Here is a 19,108-nt window from a genome sequence, read left to right on the forward strand (position 1 = left end):
TCATTGAGCCGGATCGCCCGCAGCGGCTCCAGTTTGACGAACACGCCTGTTTAAGCCGGAAATCCAACCGCGAATTACCGCAGCCGTCGACTCTCTCGACGTGGTGATCATTTCGAAATGATCTCCCGCAACCTCAACAAGAGTATGTGAGACCGTGTCGGCAACCGTTGGCCATGAATTGACCCGTTCCGCGCCAACGCTTTGGAAATCACCTATTCCGTCTTTCGCCACGATGTTAAGAACCGGAACCGCTGCTGCACTTGGTTTCCATGCGCGAAAGATGGAGGCATAAGCGGCCGCGGCGGTGAGTCGGGTTGTATTTACCTGGTTTAATGTCCTGGCGACTTGGATCACCTTCCGGGAAAGGTAGCGTCCAGTTTCGTTGATGCCGAACCCGCGATCCACGGTCGTGCCTGCGAGCTGACTTGGCAGATAGGTGTCGATCAGTGCAACGCCAAGAGGCCTCCTCTGGTATTTTTCAGCAAGGTGGCAGCTCAGGGCGTAGGCCAACACTCCACCCGAAGAATAACCAGCGAGCACAAGGTGTTCGCTGTTGCCTAGCCCATCAAGGATTGACCGAGACAGGCTTTCAAGAACAACATCGGCATCGCGCGGCAGCGCGTCGTCCGGATCGAACCCGGGAAGCGGAAGTGAATAGATCGAATGCGAACCCGCCAACGCATTCGCCAGGTCTCTATATTCATGTATATCGGATAGAACGGTCAGAGTGGGGATGCAAACCACAATCACGTTCGATGAACCATCCGCCAGGCAACTGACGTCTTTCAGGTCGTTGTTCCGAACTGGTATTGTCATGCGCTCTCGCATTTTCGACGCTAGCGCAACAATCCTCCAGCCGTCCTCGTCGAACCCCGAGTCGCAAGTCTGGAGAAATAGGTCCGCGAGCGCATCGATCCCGCCCTCCGGTTGCTCCGCTACCGCGGGGGCGGGGCGGGCGGTGCCGTCTAGGTGTGAAAGGAGGTGCCGGGCCAGCTCGGTGGGGGTGGGGTGGTCGAACACGGCCGTGGTCGGTAGCGTGGCACCGGTGACGGCTTTGAGCCGGTTGCGTAATTCGACTGCGCTTAGTGAATTTAGTCCCGCATCGGTAAACGCCTCAACGGAATCCACATCAGCGGCATCACCTCGACCCAGCACCGCCGCGGTGTGCTCACATACCATTTGGATCGTTACGGCAAGCCGCTGGTCGGCGGACAAGCCGGCTAGCCGGTCGGCAAATGCGGAATGGACCAAGGCGGCGGTACCGGTGCGCATGTGGGTGGTTGAGCCGGGATCTTCTACCGCCAAGGGTGATTCATTCTCGGCAGGGGTCTGCTCGGCGGCGAGGTCGCTAACCGGTCGAGCGGGCGCTAGCCAGAACTTTTGATGCTGAAAGGCATAGGTCGGCAATTCCACCCGCTTGGCGTTGAGTCCGGCAAATACCGCAACCCAATCCAGGCCCGCACCCCAGACGAAGGCATGGGCCGCCGCTGCGGTGACGCTGGCCGGTTCGGGACGGTCTTTGCGCAGCGTTGGCACCAATGCGATCTGGGCGTCGGCCAGTGTCTCCTCGATCAACGACGTCAGGCCACCACTGGGTCCGACTTCGATGAAACGATTGGCGCCGGCGCAGTTGGCATAACGAACACTGTCGGCGAACCGCACCGCCGCCCGGATATGCCCAGCCCAGTAATCGGTTGAGGCGAAGTCATCGGCCACCAACTGCCCGGTGACGTTGGAAATGACCCCGATGCTGGGTCGGCCGGCGGTCACTTCGGCTGCAACAGCGCGGAATTCGGCGATCATCGGCTCCATCAGCGGCGAGTGGAAGGCATGAGAGACCGCAAGCGCGTGGATTCGGCGGCCCCGCTCACGCAGTCGACCCGCGATCCCGTTTACCGTGTCCCGGGCACCAGAAATCACCACCGAAGCCGGACCGTTGACCGCCGCGATGCTGACATCGTGGCCCAGCATCGGCCGTACCTCGTCTTCGCTGGCCTGCACCGCAACCATGGCGCCGCCGGCCGGCAACGCCTGCATCAAACGTCCCCGCGCGGCCACCAGCATCGCCGCGTCCTGCAAACAAAGCGATCCAGCGACGTGCGCAGCGGTCAACTCGCCCACCGAATGGCCCATCACGAAATCGGGTCGCACACCCCAGAATTCCAGCAACCGAAACAACGCAACCTCCACCGCAAACAGCGATGGCTGAGCGAATTCAGTTGTGTTCAAAAGATGTTCGTCGTCACCCCACATAACTTCCCGTAACCGACAACGCAGATGCCGATCCAACTCATCCACAACGGCATCGAAGGCTTGGGCGAAGACCGGGTACCGAGCATACAGTTGCCCACCCATGCCCAACCACTGCGCACCCTGACCAGGAAACACCACGACCGTCTTGCCGGTCGGCACGGCACCGCCGCAGATCACCGCGGCATCCGGTCGCCCATCAGCCACCCCAACCAACCCAGCCAGCAACTCGTCACGGCCATCACCCACCACCACCGCCCGATGGTCAAACACCGACCGAGTCGTCACCAACGAATACCCCACATCAACGGCATCCAGCTCCGGCCGAGCCCGCACATACCGCTCCAGCCGACCCGCCTGAGCAGCCAACGCCGACGCCGTCTTACCCGAAATCACCCACGGCACCACACCACCATCAGCACCCCCACCCACCAAACCCACACCACCACCATCCTCTTCACCCGAAACCGCATCCCCCCCAACCAGATCCACCTGCTCAACAATCACATGCGCATTAGTCCCGCTCACACCAAACGACGACACCCCAGCCCGCCGAGGCCGACCCGACACCGCCGGCCACGCTCTGGCTTCGGTAAGCAACCGCACCGTCCCCGACGACCAATCCACATGCGAGGACGGCCGATCAACATGCAACGTTGCCGGCAGCACCTGGTGTCGCATTGCCTCAATCATCTTGATCACTCCCGCCACCCCTGCGGCAGCCTGAGAATGCCCAATATTCGATTTGATCGAGCCCAACCACAATGGTGCATCCGGGGTGTGAGCTCGACCGTAGGTGGCCAATAAGGCTTCGGCCTCGATCGGATCCCCCAGCCTTGTGCCGGTGCCATGAGCCTCCACCACATCGACATCTGCGCCCGTGATCCCGGCATCCGCCAACGCCGCGGTGATCACTCGTTGTTGAGCCGGCCCGCTCGGGGCAGTCAGCCCGTTCGAGGCTCCGTCCTGGTTCACTGCCGACCCCGCCAGCACCGCCAATACCGGCCGACCTAAGCGGCAGGCATCACCGAGTCGCTGCAACACCAGCACTCCGACACCTTCCGAGAAGCCGGTCCCGTCCGCAGCGTCAGCGAATGCCTTACAGCGTCCGTCCCTCGACAGGCCACGCTGGCGACTGAATCCGATAAACACCGATGGCGTAGCCAACACAGTTGACCCACCCGCCAAAGCCAAATCGCACTCTCCTGCCCGTAGCGATTGCGCCGCTAAATGCAGCGCCACCAGGGATGACGAACACGCTGTATCGACAGACAGCGCTGGACCGGCCAAACCTAGCTTGTAGGCGATGCGCCCGGATGCCACGCTCGTGATGTGGCCGGTGTCGGCATACCACTGGGCCTGGGCTGTACCTACGCCATAACCGTCGCCGTAAATGCCGATAAACACCCCGGTCGCGCTGCCACGCAGAGATAGCGGATCAATGCCCGCCGTTTCCAACGCTTGCCATGAAGTCTCCAGCAATAGCCGCTGCTGGGGGTCCATCGCCAACGCCTCAGCCCGGGAGATCCCAAAAAACTCGGCATCGAACATGGCCGCATCCCGGATAAACCCACCATGCCGGGTATAGCACTTGCCCACGGCATCGGGATCAGGGTCGAACAACGTCTCAATGTCCCATCCCCGATCCGTCGGAAATTCACCGATCGCGTCACGACCAGAAGCCACCAGCTCCCACAGATCCGCCGCCGACACCACACCACCGGGGTAGCGACACCCCATCCCCACCACCGCAATTGGCTCACCGGTACTTACCCGCCCGCGCTCCGCTACCGCGGGGGCGGGGCGGGCGGTGCCGTCTAGGTGTGAAAGGAGGTGCCGGGCCAGCTCGGTGGGGGTGGGGTGGTCGAACACGGCCGTGGTCGGTAGCGTGGCACCGGTGACGGCTTTGAGCCGGTTGCGTAATTCGACTGCGCTTAGTGAATTTAGTCCCGCATCGGTAAACGCCTCAACGGAATCCACATCAGCGGCATCACCTCGACCCAGCACCGCCGCGGTGTGCTCACATACCATTTGGATCGTTACGGCAAGCCGCTGGTCGGCGGACAAGCCGGCTAGCCGGTCGGCAAATGCGGAATGGACCAAGGCGGCGGTACCGGTGCGCATGTGGGTGGTTGAGCCGATCTTCTACCGCCAAGGGTGATTCATTCTCGGCAGGGTCTGCTCGGCGGCGAGGTCGCTAACCGGTCGAGCGGGCGCTAGCCAGAACTTTTGATGCTGAAAGGCATAGGTCGGCAATTCCACCCGCTTGGCGTTGAGTCCGGCAAATACCGCAACCCAATCCAGGCCCGCACCCCAGACGAAGGCATGGGCCGCCGCTGCGGTGACGCTGGCCGGTTCGGGACGGTCTTTGCGCAGCGTTGGCACCAATGCGATCTGGGCGTCGGCCAGTGTCTCCTCGATCAACGACGTCAGGCCACCACTGGGTCCGACTTCGATGAAACGATTGGCGCCGGCGCAGTTGGCATAACGAACACTGTCGGCGAACCGCACCGCCGCCCGGATATGCCCAGCCCAGTAATCGGTTGAGGCGAAGTCATCGGCCACCAACTGCCCGGTGACGTTGGAAATGACCCCGATGCTGGGTCGGCCGGCGGTCACTTCGGCTGCAACAGCGCGGAATTCGGCGATCATCGGCTCCATCAGCGGCGAGTGGAAGGCATGAGAGACCGCAAGCGCGTGGATTCGGCGGCCCCGCTCACGCAGTCGACCCGCGATCCCGTTTACCGTGTCCCGGGCACCAGAAATCACCACCGAAGCCGGACCGTTGACCGCCGCGATGCTGACATCGTGGCCCAGCATCGGCCGTACCTCGTCTTCGCTGGCCTGCACCGCAACCATGGCGCCGCCGGCCGGCAACGCCTGCATCAAACGTCCCCGCGCGGCCACCAGCATCGCCGCGTCCTGCAAACAAAGCGATCCAGCGACGTGCGCAGCGGTCAACTCGCCCACCGAATGGCCCATCACGAAATCGGGTCGCACACCCCAGAATTCCAGCAACCGAAACAACGCAACCTCCACCGCAAACAGCGATGGCTGAGCGAATTCAGTTGTGTTCAAAAGATGTTCGTCGTCACCCCACATAACTTCCCGTAACCGACAACGCAGATGCCGATCCAACTCATCCACAACGGCATCGAAGGCTTGGGCGAAGACCGGGTACCGAGCATACAGTTGCCCACCCATGCCCAACCACTGCGCACCCTGACCAGGAAACACCACGACCGTCTTGCCGGTCGGCACGGCACCGCCGCAGATCACCGCGGCATCCGGTCGCCCATCAGCCACCCCAACCAACCCAGCCAGCAACTCGTCACGGCCATCACCCACCACCACCGCCCGATGGTCAAACACCGACCGAGTCGTCACCAACGAATACCCCACATCAACGGCATCCAGCTCCGGCCGAGCCCGCACATACCGCTCCAGCCGACCCGCCTGAGCAGCCAACGCCGACGCCGTCTTACCCGAAATCACCCACGGCACCACACCACCATCAGCACCCCCACCCACCAAACCCACACCACCACCATCCTCTTCACCCGAAACCGCATCCCCCCCAACCAGATCCACCTGCTCAACAATCACATGCGCATTAGTCCCGCTCACACCAAACGACGACACCCCAGCCCGCCGAGGCCGACCCGACACCGCCGGCCACTCACGAAATTCGCTGGCCACTTCCAGGCCCAACTCGTCGAACGGAATATCTGGATGTGGTTCAGCAAACCCCCCGCTCGGAACCATGAAGCCACGCTGGACCATCAACACCGCTTTAATTAATCCGGCTATTCCAGCGGCGCCCTCCAGATGTCCGATATTCGGCTTGATGCTTCCCAGCATCAGCGGTGCGGCCGCTGATCTTCTGCGGCCATACACCTTCCCCAAGGCATGCGCCTCGATCCGATCTCCCAGCACGGTTCCGGTGCCGTGGGCCTCGACATACCCAATTTCCGATGGGTCGACGCGAGCACTTTTGCAGGCACTGTCAAGGACAGCGATCTGTGCCCCGGGATTGGGCGCCATAATACCGTTGGACTTCCCGTCCTGATTAATCGCCGAGCCCGCGAGGATCGCCAACACCGACCGGCCGGCTCTGCGTGCATCACCAAGCCGCTCCAGCACAACAACGCCGCACCCTTCACCGCGAACCATCCCGTCAGCGGACTTATCGAATGCTCGACACCGAGCTGTCGGCGACAACACCCCTGCCTCCCTGAACCCGTCCCATGGCTCCGGCGAGATGAGGATGTTTGTTCCCGACGCAAGAGCGAGATCGCATTCCCGATTGGCCAGACTTCGACAAGCCAAATGCACGGCCACCAGGGATGAGGAACACGCGGTGTCAACAACAAGAGACGGGCCACGAAGGTCCAGGAAATACGAGAGTCTGTTCGCAATGATACTTGACGAACCTCCCGTATTGTCCCAAATAGTGCTGCGCCGTCTTCCGTCAGTCCACAAGAACCTCAGATAATCGTTCGATGAGACCCCCACGAATACTCCGGTCCGTGAAAGTCTCAATTTGCTGGGAACAATTGCAGCGCGTTCGAAAGCTTCCCATGAAACCTCCAGGAGCAAACGCTGCTGTGGATCCATTCGCGCAGCCTCATCTGCCGGGATGCCAAAGAACTCGTTATCGAAGTCCTGTATGCAATTTACAAAGCCGCCATGGTCCTTCCCGGTCGGCCACCGTCCATCTGGGTAGGCCGTTATGCTCGTCCGCTTCTCGGCGAGGAACCTCCATAGTTCGTCGGGTCCGTGAACCTCTCCAGGAAGCCTGCACGCCACCCCTACCACTGCAATCGGTTCGTCTGCCAAATCCCCCTTATGCACATCCCCCTCGCCATATCTGCCGGAACCGGAGTCAACCGCACCCCCGCCGACAACGCTCTGAATCAAATCCGCCGCGCTCGGGTTATCCCAAACGGCCAAATCCGACACGCGATGTCCAAACGACTCGGCGAGGTCCCCTGGAATCGCCAGCACATCGGCTGATGCCAGGCCAAGGTCCCGCAGCGGGACATCGAGATCGATCTCGTTCGGACAGCATCCGATACGACTAGCGAGGTATTCCGTAAACCAACTTTCGAGCCTAGCGGCAGAAAGCCGTTTGCCCATCACTGCTTGACCTCTATGCGGCCAAATTCATCCGCCCGGTATAGCCTTGAACATGCGGCTCGACTTATCTTGCCGCTGGTGGTCCTGGGAAGTGCTCCGGACGGTACTAAGAGAAAGTCCGATAAGCGCAGACCATGTAATCTTGATATTGCCGCTCTAACTTGTTTTGACATCCTGGACAACTCGCTCGATTCATCGGCGGCGTTCTCGGTCTTTATCTCAGCCACAACCACCAACCGTTCCCCGCTGTCATCGGGTATTGAGAACGCGGCGACTCGGCCGCCGGTAAATTGATTCACCGTGTTTTCTATATCTTCAGGGTAATGGTTTACGCCATCTTGGATTATTAAATCCTTAATGCGGCCAACGATATAGAAGTCTTCGCCAAGGAGAAATCCCAGGTCGCCCGTCCGCATCCAGGGCGATTTAGGCATCCCCGCAGAGGCCTCCCGTATGGCGGCATGGAATCTATCTCTATTCGAAACGCCATCTGCCTTGTAGTATCCCCCTGAGGTATTTTTTCCATTCACCCAAATCTCGCCGATACGACCCGGTGCGAGCTCGGTATTCGAATCGGGATCCACAATTCGAATCAATGGTTCATTGCCCGAGCAGTGGTAGCGCATCAAACGCGTGGTACATTCTGTGTCGTCATTCTTAAGCTCGGCCCGTCCTCGAGCCAAGCTTTGCGTGTCGAATTCCGTGAATACCGGAGCCGACCTCGGCCTCGTGGTTGCCACATACGCGACCGCTTCTGCCATCCCATAGGCTGGCTTTACCGCTGCCGGATTCAAATTATAAGGGCAAAAGCGATCCAAGAACTTCTCAATGGTATTGGATCGCACCCGCTCTGATCCATTGACTATGGTGGATACATGGGCAAGGTCCAATCCCTTCATATCGCTTTCGGCGACCTTATTGGCGGCTAGATCGAAGGCAAAATTTGGCGCTGCAGTGAGGGGTGCTGGCCGCTGTGCAAGGAGTTGTATCCACCTTACCGGTTTACGAATGAACGCCGCGGGGCTCATCAAAATGGACGGACATCCACAGAAGATGGGGATCAAGATTCCTGTTACCAACCCCATGTCATGATATAAGGGCAACCATGAAACGGTCGAACCCGGGAAGTTGGTACTTCCGTCCTCGTCCCGGAAAAAGCTCCGCCGTATCTGCTCCAGGTTTGCGACTGCATTATCGAGAGATATGACCGCGCCGCGCGGACGTCCTGTTGAACCGGAAGTGTATTGCAGATAGCAACCTTGTTCGGCCGGTTTGTAATCGGCCCAGCCGCTTCCGGCGCTTGGTGGTGCACATGACTCCGCTAATGTATCCAGCGGTATTATCGGCATAGTTACGTTGAGCCCATGAGCACCCATTAGATCCCTGATCGGTTCTTCCGCTGACGACGTGGTAAGCACCACGTCCGCAGCGCAATCGGTCAGCGCCAGCACCGTCCGCTTGTCTTGTAGGCTGCCCCGCGGTTCTGGCAGCGGAACTGGAATCCACCCGGCACATAGTGCCCCTAAAAAACCTACGACATAGTCCAGACCCTGTGGAGCGGATATCGCGGCGACTCTTTGGGGTTGGGCATGCACGTCGTGATTCTCCAAATATGCCGATACGGCGACAATTTTCGCATTTAGTTCTCGCCAAGTGATCTGGTCGACTTGGTCTCCGCCTTCTGTATCATAATCGACAAATATAAAGGCGTCATCGCAAGGGGTCGTGTGCGATCGGTCGAGGAATGTGGAAATGAAAGACATGAGACGTCACATCCTTTTCATCGTTGGTCTTTCCCCTCATTTTCGAGAGGCCTTGCTCGTTGCTGCGCTTAAAAGAAAACCCGGGTCGCCATTCAGCGGCTGCACGAACCGCCTGTTCGCCGCAGCCGCCCCGCTGTGCTCAGCGGATGGTTCTGCTACCCACCCGCCCTAAACCTTGCCGCTAGCCACCGGAAGCGCTGCCCCAGATGGATTGCCCATACACCAATTCCGAGCAAATCCGCCGCCGCCATCGCCATCAATTCGCGCTGTGTAAGCAAATGCGACATCGCATCCCTTGGTCATTGGGGAGTCTGAGACGAGCGGATCGCCTAGGAAGCCACGCGTTAGCATAGTGGGCCCATGTGAAAGCGGCCCTCAGACGTTACCAAATCGTGATACGGTGTTGACGGTTTGGACAGTCGGCGGTCCAGGGTCGCATCAATTGATAAGCCAGGCCGTAGGCTTGATGCCGCGTTTGGTGGACACAGGTCAAGCGGCTTGTGCCGTTTGTGTGAGTCGGTCGTCAAAGTCGACCGGCTCATTCGCCGACACCCATCTGGGCGGTCACGTGCGCCAACCGGCCGGTCTCGATCGCCAGGCGGGCGGCCCTCCCGAAGCTCGGGGGTGTACTTGCCGCGCCTACCCGACATCAGGACGTCCTTTCCGCGGTGCCAGTTGTCCCACCACCCCGGTATCAACCATGAGAAGTCAATACGGCCACACGCGAGAGGCGTGTGCGCGCTCAGCTGAACAACTATGGCAAACTACCCAACGCATTGCTGTCGATTTGGCCTAACTATGGAGTTCAATGATCGACGTCATCAGACGCATCTGGATCCCAATCATGATGGTGCTCGTTGCCGGGGTCGGGGCCGTCACGGTGACGCGACTGCACTCGGTGTTTGGCTCACATCAACATATGCCCGACACCGGCAACCTCGACCCGATCATCGCGTTTAACCCAAAACATGTCCTTTACGAGGTCTTCGGCCCGCCGGGGACGATCGCCAGCATCAATTACCTGGATGCCGATGCCCAGCCGCAAGAGGTCGTTGATGTAGCGATACCGTGGTCGTTCCCCATCGTGACCACCATGACCGCGGTGGTCGCCAACGTGGTGGCGCGCGGCAACAGCGAGACCCTAGGTTGTCGCATCACCGTCAATGGCGTGGTCCGCGATGAGCGCGTTGTGAATGCTTACCGCGCTCACACCAGTTGCCTGGTGAAATCCGCGTGAGGACCGAACATCCAGCCGGACACCTGTTTGCCGCCGCGCGAACGATCCGCAGGTTGGCAGTACCCATCATTCTGTTTTGGGTGGCGCTGACCATTGTCGTCAACACCGTTGCGCCGCAACTACAGTCGGTCGCCAGGAAGCACTCGGTGGCATTAGGCCCCCACGACGCTCCGTCGCTGATCGCCATGAAGCGCATCGGCAAGGACTTTCAGCAGTTCGATTCTGACACCACTGCAATGGTGCTGCTGGAGGGCCAAGAGAAGCTAGGTGATGACGCTCACCGATTTTATGACACGCTGGTCGCCAAGCTGTCACAGGACACCACCCACGTCCAACACATCGAAAACTTCTGGGGTGATCCACTGACCGCGGCCGGTTCGCAGAGCGCCGACGGCAAGGCAGCGTATGTCCAGCTGAACCTCTCCGGTGATCAGGGCGGCGCCCGCGCCAACGAGTCTGTTGCCGCCGTGCAACGCATCGTGGAAAGCGTGCCGCCGCCGCCGGGGATCAAGGCTTACGTGACAGGTCCCGGTCCACTCGGCGCCGATCGAGTTGTGTACGGCGACCGCAGCCTTCACACGATTACCGGCATCAGCATTGCGGTGATCGCGATCATGCTGCTGCTCACCTATCGCTCACTGTCGACCGTTCTCGTCATGCTACTGACCATCGGGATCGAGCTGCTCACCGTCCGTGGCATCATCTCCACGCTTGCCACCAACGATGTCATGGGCCTATCAACATTCACCGTCAACGTCCTGGTAGCGCTGACGATAGCGGCCTCGACCGACTACATCATCTTTCTGGCCGGTCGTTATCAGGAGGCGCGTATCACCGGCCAGGACCGAGAAGCCGCGTACTACACCATGTTTGGCGGGACGGCCCACGTGGTTCTGGGTTCCGGCCTGACCGTGGCCGGAGCGATGTACTGCCTGAGCTTCACCCGGCTTCCCTACTTCCAGACCCTGGCATCGCCATGCTCGATCGGATTGTTTGTGGTGATCTTGGCCTCGCTCACCCTGGCGCCTGCCATCTTCGCCACCGCCAGCCGAGTCGGGGTGTTCGACCCCAAACGAGAGACATTGGCACGGCGTTGGCGTCGGATCGGCACCGTTGTCGTGCGATGGCCAGGCCCAGTCCTGGCCGCCACCATGCTGGCAACGCTGATCGGACTGCTCGCCCTGCCGAAATACCAGACCAACTACAACGAGCGCTACTACATCCCCAGCGCGGCGCCATCCAACATCGGTTACCTCGCCTCAGACCGTCACTTTCCGCAGGCCCGCATGGAACCGGAGGTCCTGATGGTCGAGGCCGATCACGACCTGCGTAACCCGACAGACATGCTCATCCTGGACAGGATCGCCAAAGGCGTCTTCCACACTCCCGGGATCGCGCGGGTGCAAAGCATTACCAGACCGTTGGGCGCTCCGATCGACCACTCGTCGATCCCGTTTCAGATCAGCATGCACAGCGCGATGACCATCGAAAACCTGCAGAACCTCAAGGACCGTGTGGCTGATCTATCCACCCTTACCGATCAACTGCAACGCATGATCGACATCACCCAGCGAACCCAGGAGCTGACGCGACAGCTAACCGATGCCACCCATGATATGAACGCTCATACCAGGCAGATGCGAGACAACGCCAACGAACTACGCGATCGAATCGCCGATTTCGACGACTTCTGGCGCCCCCTTCGAGGTTTCACGTACTGGGAGCGCCACTGCTTCGACATTCCCATCTGCTGGTCGATGCGCTCCTTGTTGGACAGCATGGATAACGTCGACAAGCTCACCGAGGACCTTGCCAACCTCACCGACGACACCGAACGCATGGACACCGTACAGCGGCAACTACTCGCCCAACTGGACCCCACGATCGCCACCATGCAAACCGTCAAAGGGCTTGCCCAAACATTGACCAGCGCATTCTCTGGATTGGTCACACAAACGGAGGACATGTCGCGCAACGCCACCGTGATGGGTCGGACATTCGACGCGGCCAACAATGACGACTCGTTCTACCTTCCACCTGAGGCCTTCCAAAACCCCGACTTCCAGCGGGGTCTGAAACTTTTCCTGTCCCCCGACGGCACCTCGGCCCGTTTCATCATCACCCACAAGGGCGATCCCGCCAGCGCCGAAGGCATCTCCCACATCGACCCCATCATCGAAAGCGCCGATGAGGCCGTGAAGGGCACACCCCTGCAAGCCGCGAACATCTATCTGGCCGGCACCGCATCCATGTACAAAGACATACACGAGGGCACGGTGTATGACGTGATGATCGCCGTCGTCGCCGCCTTGTGCCTGATCTTCATCATCATGCTGGGCATCACCAGAAGCCCGGTCGCCTCCGCGGTCATCGTCGGTACCGTCGCTCTCTCGCTGGGGTCAGCCTTTGGCCTATCGGTCCTCATCTGGCAGCACATCCTGCATATGCCGCTGCACTGGCTGGTGCTGCCGATGGCCATCATCGTCATGCTGGCCGTCGGATCCGACTACAACTTGCTCCTCGTCGCCCGCTTCCAAGAGGAAATCGCAGCCGGCCTCAAAACCGGCATGATCCGATCCATGGCCTACACGGGCAAAGTCGTCACCACCGCCGGCCTGGTCTTTGCTTTCACCATGGGCTCCATGGTGACCAGCGACCTACGCGTGGTCGGCCAGATCGGCACCACGATCATGATCGGACTATTGTTCGACACACTCATCGTGCGGTCTTTTATGATGCCCGCACTTGCGACCATGCTCGGCCGCTGGTTCTGGTGGCCACGCCGGGTGGATCGGCTAGCCCGACAACCCCAGGTGCTCGGGCCTCGTCGCACCACTGCGCTCAGTGCGGAACGCGCAGCGCTGCTGCAGTAGCGGCACGGCCCGGGTCGTAGCTCGACAGGTCGCGGCCCATACCTGCGCCAACATCACGATCGCGGTGGCACCGAGCTGACCTGTAGGTTGGGGTCTCGACCGTGAAATCTGGCTCGGTACTGAGACTTCGAGGGCACGGAGGCGGACGTCGGAAATCCCGGGGTCGGCGAACACCCCGACCACATTTGGCCTTCTCAGCCGTCCGCGCGGTGCGGTGCCATCAGCGCAACGGCGGCTCTCCAACCCAGCAGCAGCACCGCGGTGACCGCGGACGCGACCACGACGAAACTCGCGGCCACACCCGCCGAACCGACCTTGCGTAACACCATGCCGACCACGATGGTGCACAGCCACACGATCACCCCGGTGGGGGCAAGGGCGGTCGGCCGCCGCCAGCCGCGAGCCAGCACCCAACCCACACCGGTCCCGGTGAGAAATGGCCATGCCGTAGCCGCCAGGCCGGTGACGCTCAGTCCTTCGGCGTGGCTGCGACGTCCCACCGCGCAGAACACCAGCACGGCGACGACGTCGGCGGCCAGCCCCGCCAGCGCGCGCCGTGGTCGCATGCCGCGAGGCTACCGGGCCAAGGCAGTATTGAGTGATGAGCACCCCGACACCACCCACCCTTGACCGCGACGACCCGCTGGGACTGGACGCGTCGCTATCCAGCGACGAGATCGCCGTCCGCGACACCGTCAGGCGGTTCTGCGCCGAACACGTCACCCCGCACGTCGCGGCGTGGTTCGAGGACGGCGACCTACCGGTCGCGCGCGATTTGGCCAAACAGTTCGGCGAACTCGGACTGCTAGGAATGCAGCTGCACGGCCACGGCTGTGGCGGCGCGTCGGCGGTGCACTATGGCCTGGCCTGCCGGGAGCTGGAGGCCGCCGACTCCGGCATCCGGTCGCTGGTGTCGGTGCAGGGTTCGCTGGCGATGTTCGCCATCGCGAGCTTTGGCTCCGACGAGCAACAGCGCCAGTGGCTGCCCGGCATGGCCACCGGTGACCTGCTCGGCTGCTTCGGGCTCACCGAGCCCGACGTCGGCTCCGACCCGGCCGCGATGAAAACCCGGGCGCGACGCGATGGTCCGGACTGGGTGATCACCGGGGGCAAGATGTGGATCACCAACGGCTCGGTCGCCGACGTGGCGATCGTGTGGGCCGCCACCGACGACGGAATCCGCGGATTCATCGTGCCCACCGACACCCCGGGTTTCACCGCCAACACCATCCACCACAAGCTGTCGCTGCGGGCGTCGATCACCAGCGAGCTGGTGCTCGACAATGTCCGGCTGCCCGCCGACGCCATGCTGCCCGACGCGACCGGCCTCAGGGCGCCGCTGGCATGCCTGTCGGAGGCGCGCTACGGGATCGTCTGGGGAGCGATGGGCGCGGCCAGGTCGGCCTGGCAGTGCGCGCTCGACTACGCGACACAGCGCACCCAGTTCGGACGTCCGATCGCCGGCTTCCAGCTGACCCAGGCCAAGCTCGTCGACATGGCCGTGGAACTGCACAAGGGTCAGCTGCTGTCGTTGCATCTGGGGCGCCTCAAGGACAGGGTGGGCCTGCGCCCCGATCAGGTCAGCTTCGGCAAGCTCAACAACACCCGGGAAGCGCTCAAAATCTGCCGGACCGCTCGAACGATCCTGGGCGGCAACGGGATATCGCTGGAGTACCCGGTCATCCGGCACATGGTCAACCTGGAGTCGGTGCTCACCTACGAGGGCACGCCCGAGATGCATCAGCTGGTGCTCGGTCAGGCCTTCACGGGCTTGGCCGCCTTCCGGTAGGACCGTCGCATGCCCGTCTTGCGGCGCCTCGGGTGTTCGGTCCTGGCTCTCGGGCTGCTGGCCGGCTGCGTCCCACCCCGCACCGGGCCGGCTTCGTCGCCGACCAACAACGGGGCCAAGGCCGACGCGGTCATCCGGATTGTGCGTGACTTCATGACGCAAGCGCATCTGAAGGCGGTGCTGGTCCGGGTCACCGTGGCCGGCAAGGAGGTCGTGACGCGGGCCGTCGGCGACTCGATGACCGGCGTGCCGGCCACCACCGCCATGCACTTTCGCAACGGCGCGGTCGCAATCTCCTATGTCGCGACGCTGTTGCTCAAACTGGTCGACGAAAAAAAGCTGCGCCTGGACGACAAGCTGTCCAGGTGGCTTCCCGACTTTCCGCACGCCGACCGGGTCACGCTGGGTCAACTAGCGCAGATGACATCCGGCTACCCCGACTACGTCCTCGGCAACGAGGCGTTTGATGCCGAGCTTTACGCTAATCCGTTCCGGCAGTGGACAACACAAGAGTTACTCGATCAAATCTCTTCACGGCCACTGCTTTACGACCCGGGCACCAACTGGAACTACGCGCACACCAATTACCTCTTGCTGGGGCTGGCGTTGGAGAAGGCCGCCGGCCAAGACATGCCAACCCTGCTGCAGCGCAAGGTCCTTTCCCCCCTGGGCCTCACGGCCACCGCCAACTCCGATACCCCCGCCATCCCCGAGCCCGCCTTGCATGCATTCACCTCCGAGCGCCGAGCGGCCTTGAAAATTCCTGCCGGCACGCCGTTTTACGAGGAATCGACCTTCTGGAATCCGTCGTGGACCATCACCCGCGGCGCCATCCAAACCACCACCATCTACGACATGGAGGCCACCGCGGTGGGGATCGGGTCGGGCAGGCTGCTCTCGGCGGATTCGTACAAGAAGATGGTGTCCACCGAGCTGCGCGGCAAGACCCGCGCCCAGCCGGGCTGCCCCACCTGCTTCGAGCAGAACGACGGCTACACCTATGGTCTCGGGATCGTCATATCCGGCCATTGGCTGCTGCAAAATCCCATGTTCGCCGGTTACGCCGCGGTGGAAGCCTATCTGCCGTCGCAACGGGTCGCGGTGGCGGTCGCGGTCACCTACGCCCCCGAGGCCTTCGATGACCAGGGCAACTACCGCAACCAGGCCGACATACTATTTCGCAAGATCGGTGCCGAGGTAGCGCCGAACGACGCCCCACCCATGCCGCCGGGGAGGTAGGTAGCCATGGGAGTCATTGCCCGCGTTGTCGGTGTCGCCGCGTGCGGTTTGTCCCTGGCCGTGCTGGCCGCCGCGCCCACCGCGGGTGCGGAACCCACCGGCGCGCTGCCCCCGATGACATCCAGCGGCAGCGGACCGGTCATCGGCGGCGGTGACGCCGCGCTGCGACAGCGGATCTCACAGCAGCTGTTTAGCTTCGGCAATCCCACCGTCCAGGAGGTTGACGGCTCGGACGCGGCTCAATTCATCACGGCCGCAGCCGCTGTCGCGGACCGCGATGTGGCGTCGGTGTTCTTGCCGCTGCAGCGGGTGTTGGGCTGCCAACAGAACACAGCCGGCTCGGGGGCCGGCTTCGGAGCGCGCGCCTACCGGCGAACCGACGGGCAATGGGGAGGCGCGATGCTGGTCGTCGCCAAGAGCACCGTTTCCGACGTCGACGCCCTCAAGGCCTGCGTCAAGTCCGGTTGGCGGAAGGCCACGGCGGGCACGCCGACTTCGATGTGCAACAGCGGTTGGACCTACCCGCCGTTCGCCGACACCCGCCGCGGCGAAGAGGGCTATTTCGTCTTGCTGGCCGGCACAGCCTCGGACTTCTGCAGTGCGCCCAACGCGAACTACCGAACCACCGCGAGCTCATGGCCGGGCTAGCAGGCCGGCGGACCGTGGGGGTCCGCTGGTGGGCCCCCTATGGCCCGCCAGGCCGATCGCAGAACGCCACACACAATGCCCAAGCAGGAATGGACACCCATTGCAGTTGCCCGTCCGCCGTGCGCTCGCAATATATCGGGCCGGGGTTCCCCCAGAGTTTCGCGCCTTCCGGCGAGCACGGTTGACCAATATCGGTATCGGCATGCGCTGGGCTACTTCCGATGAGGACCGCGATTGGAGCGATCGCCGCCAATATCGCCAAGCCGACGAACCTCAGTGCGTGCATGATCGACGCCTTCCTGTCGCAACAGCGCCAAACGACGAACTTGACGATACAAGGAAACGGGATGGAGCAGGAGGGGCATACACATCACGCTAACCGGCCATCCGGACGAGCCATGGGCTCGGGCCTAACTGAATTGCATTGAAATACAACAACATCAGGACCCTGTGCCTTTGCCTAATACCCGTGTCGTCGGGCAGGTGCGTGGTCGCTCCAGCCCCTAGAAGGGCGGCGGGTCGTCGTCGGGATCGGGCGGCTGGTCGTGGGTCTCGGGGGCGGTTGTGGCGGTTTGGGTGACCACGTGGGCGCGCTGGCGGGCTTGGTGGTTGCGGTGGCGTTCGGTGGTGATGTGGTGGGCGCGGTTTTGGGTGCGGGTGCTGGCCCGGCGCGGCATCATCGCGGTGCGCTGCCCGCGGCGGTCGGCGCGGGCCGGCTCGGGTGCGGGCGGGTCACCGGTGGGGGTGCACAGCGCCGGGAACAGCAGCGCGCTGCCCGGGGTGGTGACGTAGGTCTGGTTACCCGGCAGCGTCCAAATCACCGTGCCGTCGGGCAGTTGCTGGGCGCGCCAGCCACAGAAGGTGGCCAGCAAATGATGAAGACGGCACAGGCATTTGAGGTTGGACGCGTGGGTGGGCCCACCGTCGGCGAACGCGATGGTGTGATCCAGGTCGCACTGGGTGGCCGGGCGGTCGCAACCGGGCGCCCGACAGGTCAGATCCCGGGCCCGCACAAACGCCGCCAGCTTCGCCGAGGGCCGATAACCCGGCTCGGTCCCGGCCGGGGACCGGGATCGGCTGCAGCCCGGCGGTCTTGGCCAACTCGGCCACCAACTCGGCCGGGATCAGCGCGTCGCCGCCCAGCAACGCTGCCGGCGCCTGGCCGTGGCCCTTGACGCTGGCCTGCTCGGCCACCACATGAATCACCACCGCCGACACCGGGCGCCCCTCGGCGGCACAGTCGGGATTGTCGCAGCGGCAGGCCAGCCGATCCGCCCCGGCCGCCAGCGCGCCCAGCGCGTCGGCGCGGCGCTGATCTGTGCTGCGCGGATCACCGGCACACACCGTGGCCACCAAGGCGTTCAGCCGCGCATCCAGGGCTTGGGCGTCGGTGGCATACAGCTGGGCATACACCTCGCCCATGCCGTCCCCAGAATTCCAGATCGACACCTCCCGATCGCGGGCCCGCTCACGCACCCGGCGCACCGCATCGGGGTCGGCCACCGCCACGATCCGATCGATTGCGGCGGCCAGCCTGCCCCGGGTCATCGACGGCCAACCCCGCACCCGCAGCGCCAGCTCGGCATCCACCCGCGCCAACACCGCCGCGTCGGTGATCAAATCGGTGCGATACACCAGCGTCTGAAGCATCCGATAATCGATCTCCCCGGCGGCAAACACCTCGGCAACTTTCGGCAGCCGCTCCCGCATCGCCCGCGCATAGTGCAGGTAGCTGCCGGCCAGCGCCAAACCGGTCCGAAACGCCTTGAAAAAGCTCAAGCCACCTCGGCGGCCACCGCCGCCCAGGTATCCACCGCCCAGTCTGCGCACTCCCCGCGCTCGACCCGACGCAGCTCAAACAACTCCCCGATCGCCGCCAGCCGCGCCGCCGCCGCCTGCGCCTCGGCACACCCGGCGGCGCGCATCCGCTCGATCAACCCCCGCGACGTCGGGTATCCGACGGCTCGAAGTGCTCATGCAGCCTTTGGTCGAACATGCGTTCGAGTCTACCTAAACCCGACCGGCATAAGCCAGGCCGCCAGTCGAATGCATGTTCGCTCGGAGCGAACATGCTAACCGCGTGTCTGCCGACCGGGTCGTCGGTGGTCGGCTAGAGCGTCGTCGCCACGGATGCCGAAATGAACCCCGGATTAGCTGCGGCAATTGGCCG

8 protein-coding genes and 2 pseudogenes are annotated in these 19,108 nt (G+C 62.5%); 5 read left to right on the forward strand and 5 right to left on the reverse strand.

What is annotated here, in order from left to right:
- Together G6N20_RS22280 and G6N20_RS15090 are read right to left on the reverse strand one after the other, a co-directional pair.
- Nucleotides 1–7,389 (reverse strand): annotated as a pseudogene (locus G6N20_RS22280) (type I polyketide synthase).
- On the reverse strand, nucleotides 7,389–9,152 hold the full coding sequence (locus tag G6N20_RS15090; RefSeq protein ID WP_083052171.1) for an AMP-binding protein: 1,764 nt from the start codon (nucleotides 9,150–9,152) through the stop codon (nucleotides 7,389–7,391). Before G6N20_RS15090 ends, G6N20_RS22280 begins: the two are co-directional and overlap by 1 nt.
- 808 nt (nucleotides 9,153–9,960) lie before the next feature.
- On the opposite strand from G6N20_RS15090, the gene G6N20_RS15095 reads away from it, so the two are divergent.
- A complete protein-coding gene (locus G6N20_RS15095) occupies nucleotides 9,961–10,389 on the forward strand; it encodes an MmpS family protein (protein ID WP_083052174.1) in 429 nt (142 codons plus the stop codon).
- Nucleotides 10,386–13,262 (forward strand): MMPL/RND family transporter, encoded by a 2,877-nt coding sequence (locus tag G6N20_RS15100; protein WP_083052177.1) that lies wholly within the window; start codon nucleotides 10,386–10,388, stop codon nucleotides 13,260–13,262. The genes G6N20_RS15095 and G6N20_RS15100 overlap by 4 nt, the downstream gene beginning before the upstream one ends.
- A 194-nt stretch (nucleotides 13,263–13,456) precedes the next feature.
- On the opposite strand, the gene G6N20_RS15105 is transcribed toward G6N20_RS15100, so the two are convergent.
- Nucleotides 13,457–13,828 carry a DUF3054 domain-containing protein gene (locus G6N20_RS15105; RefSeq protein ID WP_083052180.1) on the reverse strand — a complete coding sequence of 124 codons (372 nt, stop codon included), beginning with the start codon at nucleotides 13,826–13,828 and terminating at the stop codon, nucleotides 13,457–13,459.
- 35 nt (nucleotides 13,829–13,863) lie between these two features.
- Between G6N20_RS15105 and G6N20_RS15110 the strand changes: the two genes are divergently transcribed.
- Genes G6N20_RS15110 through G6N20_RS15120 form a run of 3 tightly spaced genes read left to right on the forward strand, consistent with a single transcriptional unit; the run spans nucleotide 13,864 to nucleotide 16,938 of the window.
- On the forward strand, nucleotides 13,864–15,051 hold the full coding sequence (locus tag G6N20_RS15110) for an acyl-CoA dehydrogenase (RefSeq protein ID WP_083052183.1): 1,188 nt from the start codon (nucleotides 13,864–13,866) through the stop codon (nucleotides 15,049–15,051).
- Nucleotides 15,052–15,060: 9 nt separating this feature from the next.
- The gene (locus G6N20_RS15115; RefSeq protein WP_083052186.1) at nucleotides 15,061–16,290 is read left to right on the forward strand and encodes a serine hydrolase domain-containing protein; all 1,230 of its coding nucleotides are present in this window, start codon (nucleotides 15,061–15,063) and stop codon (nucleotides 16,288–16,290) included.
- Nucleotides 16,291–16,296: 6 nt separating this feature from the next.
- Nucleotides 16,297–16,938 carry a hypothetical protein gene (locus tag G6N20_RS15120; protein ID WP_083052189.1) on the forward strand — a complete coding sequence of 214 codons (642 nt, stop codon included), beginning with the start codon at nucleotides 16,297–16,299 and terminating at the stop codon, nucleotides 16,936–16,938.
- 37 nt (nucleotides 16,939–16,975) lie between these two features.
- On the opposite strand, the gene G6N20_RS15125 is transcribed toward G6N20_RS15120, so the two are convergent.
- Nucleotides 16,976–17,224, reverse strand: coding sequence for a hypothetical protein (locus G6N20_RS15125; RefSeq protein WP_083052192.1), 249 nt, complete (start codon nucleotides 17,222–17,224; stop codon nucleotides 16,976–16,978).
- A 217-nt stretch (nucleotides 17,225–17,441) separates the two neighbouring features.
- A pseudogene (locus G6N20_RS15130) lies at nucleotides 17,442–18,863 on the reverse strand (HNH endonuclease signature motif containing protein).
- Nucleotides 18,864–19,108: the final 245 nt, after the last annotated feature.

The organism is Mycobacterium shinjukuense, from assembly GCF_010730055.1.
GTDB classification, from domain to species: domain Bacteria; phylum Actinomycetota; class Actinomycetes; order Mycobacteriales; family Mycobacteriaceae; genus Mycobacterium; species Mycobacterium shinjukuense.

Coding starts and splice junctions, on each gene's coding strand:
- G6N20_RS15095 (WP_083052174.1), top strand. CDS start 9,961: ATGATCGACGTCATCAGACGCATCTGGATCCCAATCATGATGGTGCTC.
- G6N20_RS15115 (WP_083052186.1), top strand. CDS start 15,061: ATGCCCGTCTTGCGGCGCCTCGGGTGTTCGGTCCTGGCTCTCGGGCTG.
- G6N20_RS15120 (WP_083052189.1), top strand. CDS start 16,297: ATGGGAGTCATTGCCCGCGTTGTCGGTGTCGCCGCGTGCGGTTTGTCC.
- G6N20_RS15125 (WP_083052192.1), bottom strand. CDS start 17,224: ATGCACGCACTGAGGTTCGTCGGCTTGGCGATATTGGCGGCGATCGCT.
- G6N20_RS15105 (WP_083052180.1), bottom strand. CDS start 13,828: ATGCGACCACGGCGCGCGCTGGCGGGGCTGGCCGCCGACGTCGTCGCC.
- G6N20_RS15090 (WP_083052171.1), bottom strand. CDS start 9,152: ATGTCTTTCATTTCCACATTCCTCGACCGATCGCACACGACCCCTTGC.
- G6N20_RS15110 (WP_083052183.1), top strand. CDS start 13,864: ATGAGCACCCCGACACCACCCACCCTTGACCGCGACGACCCGCTGGGA.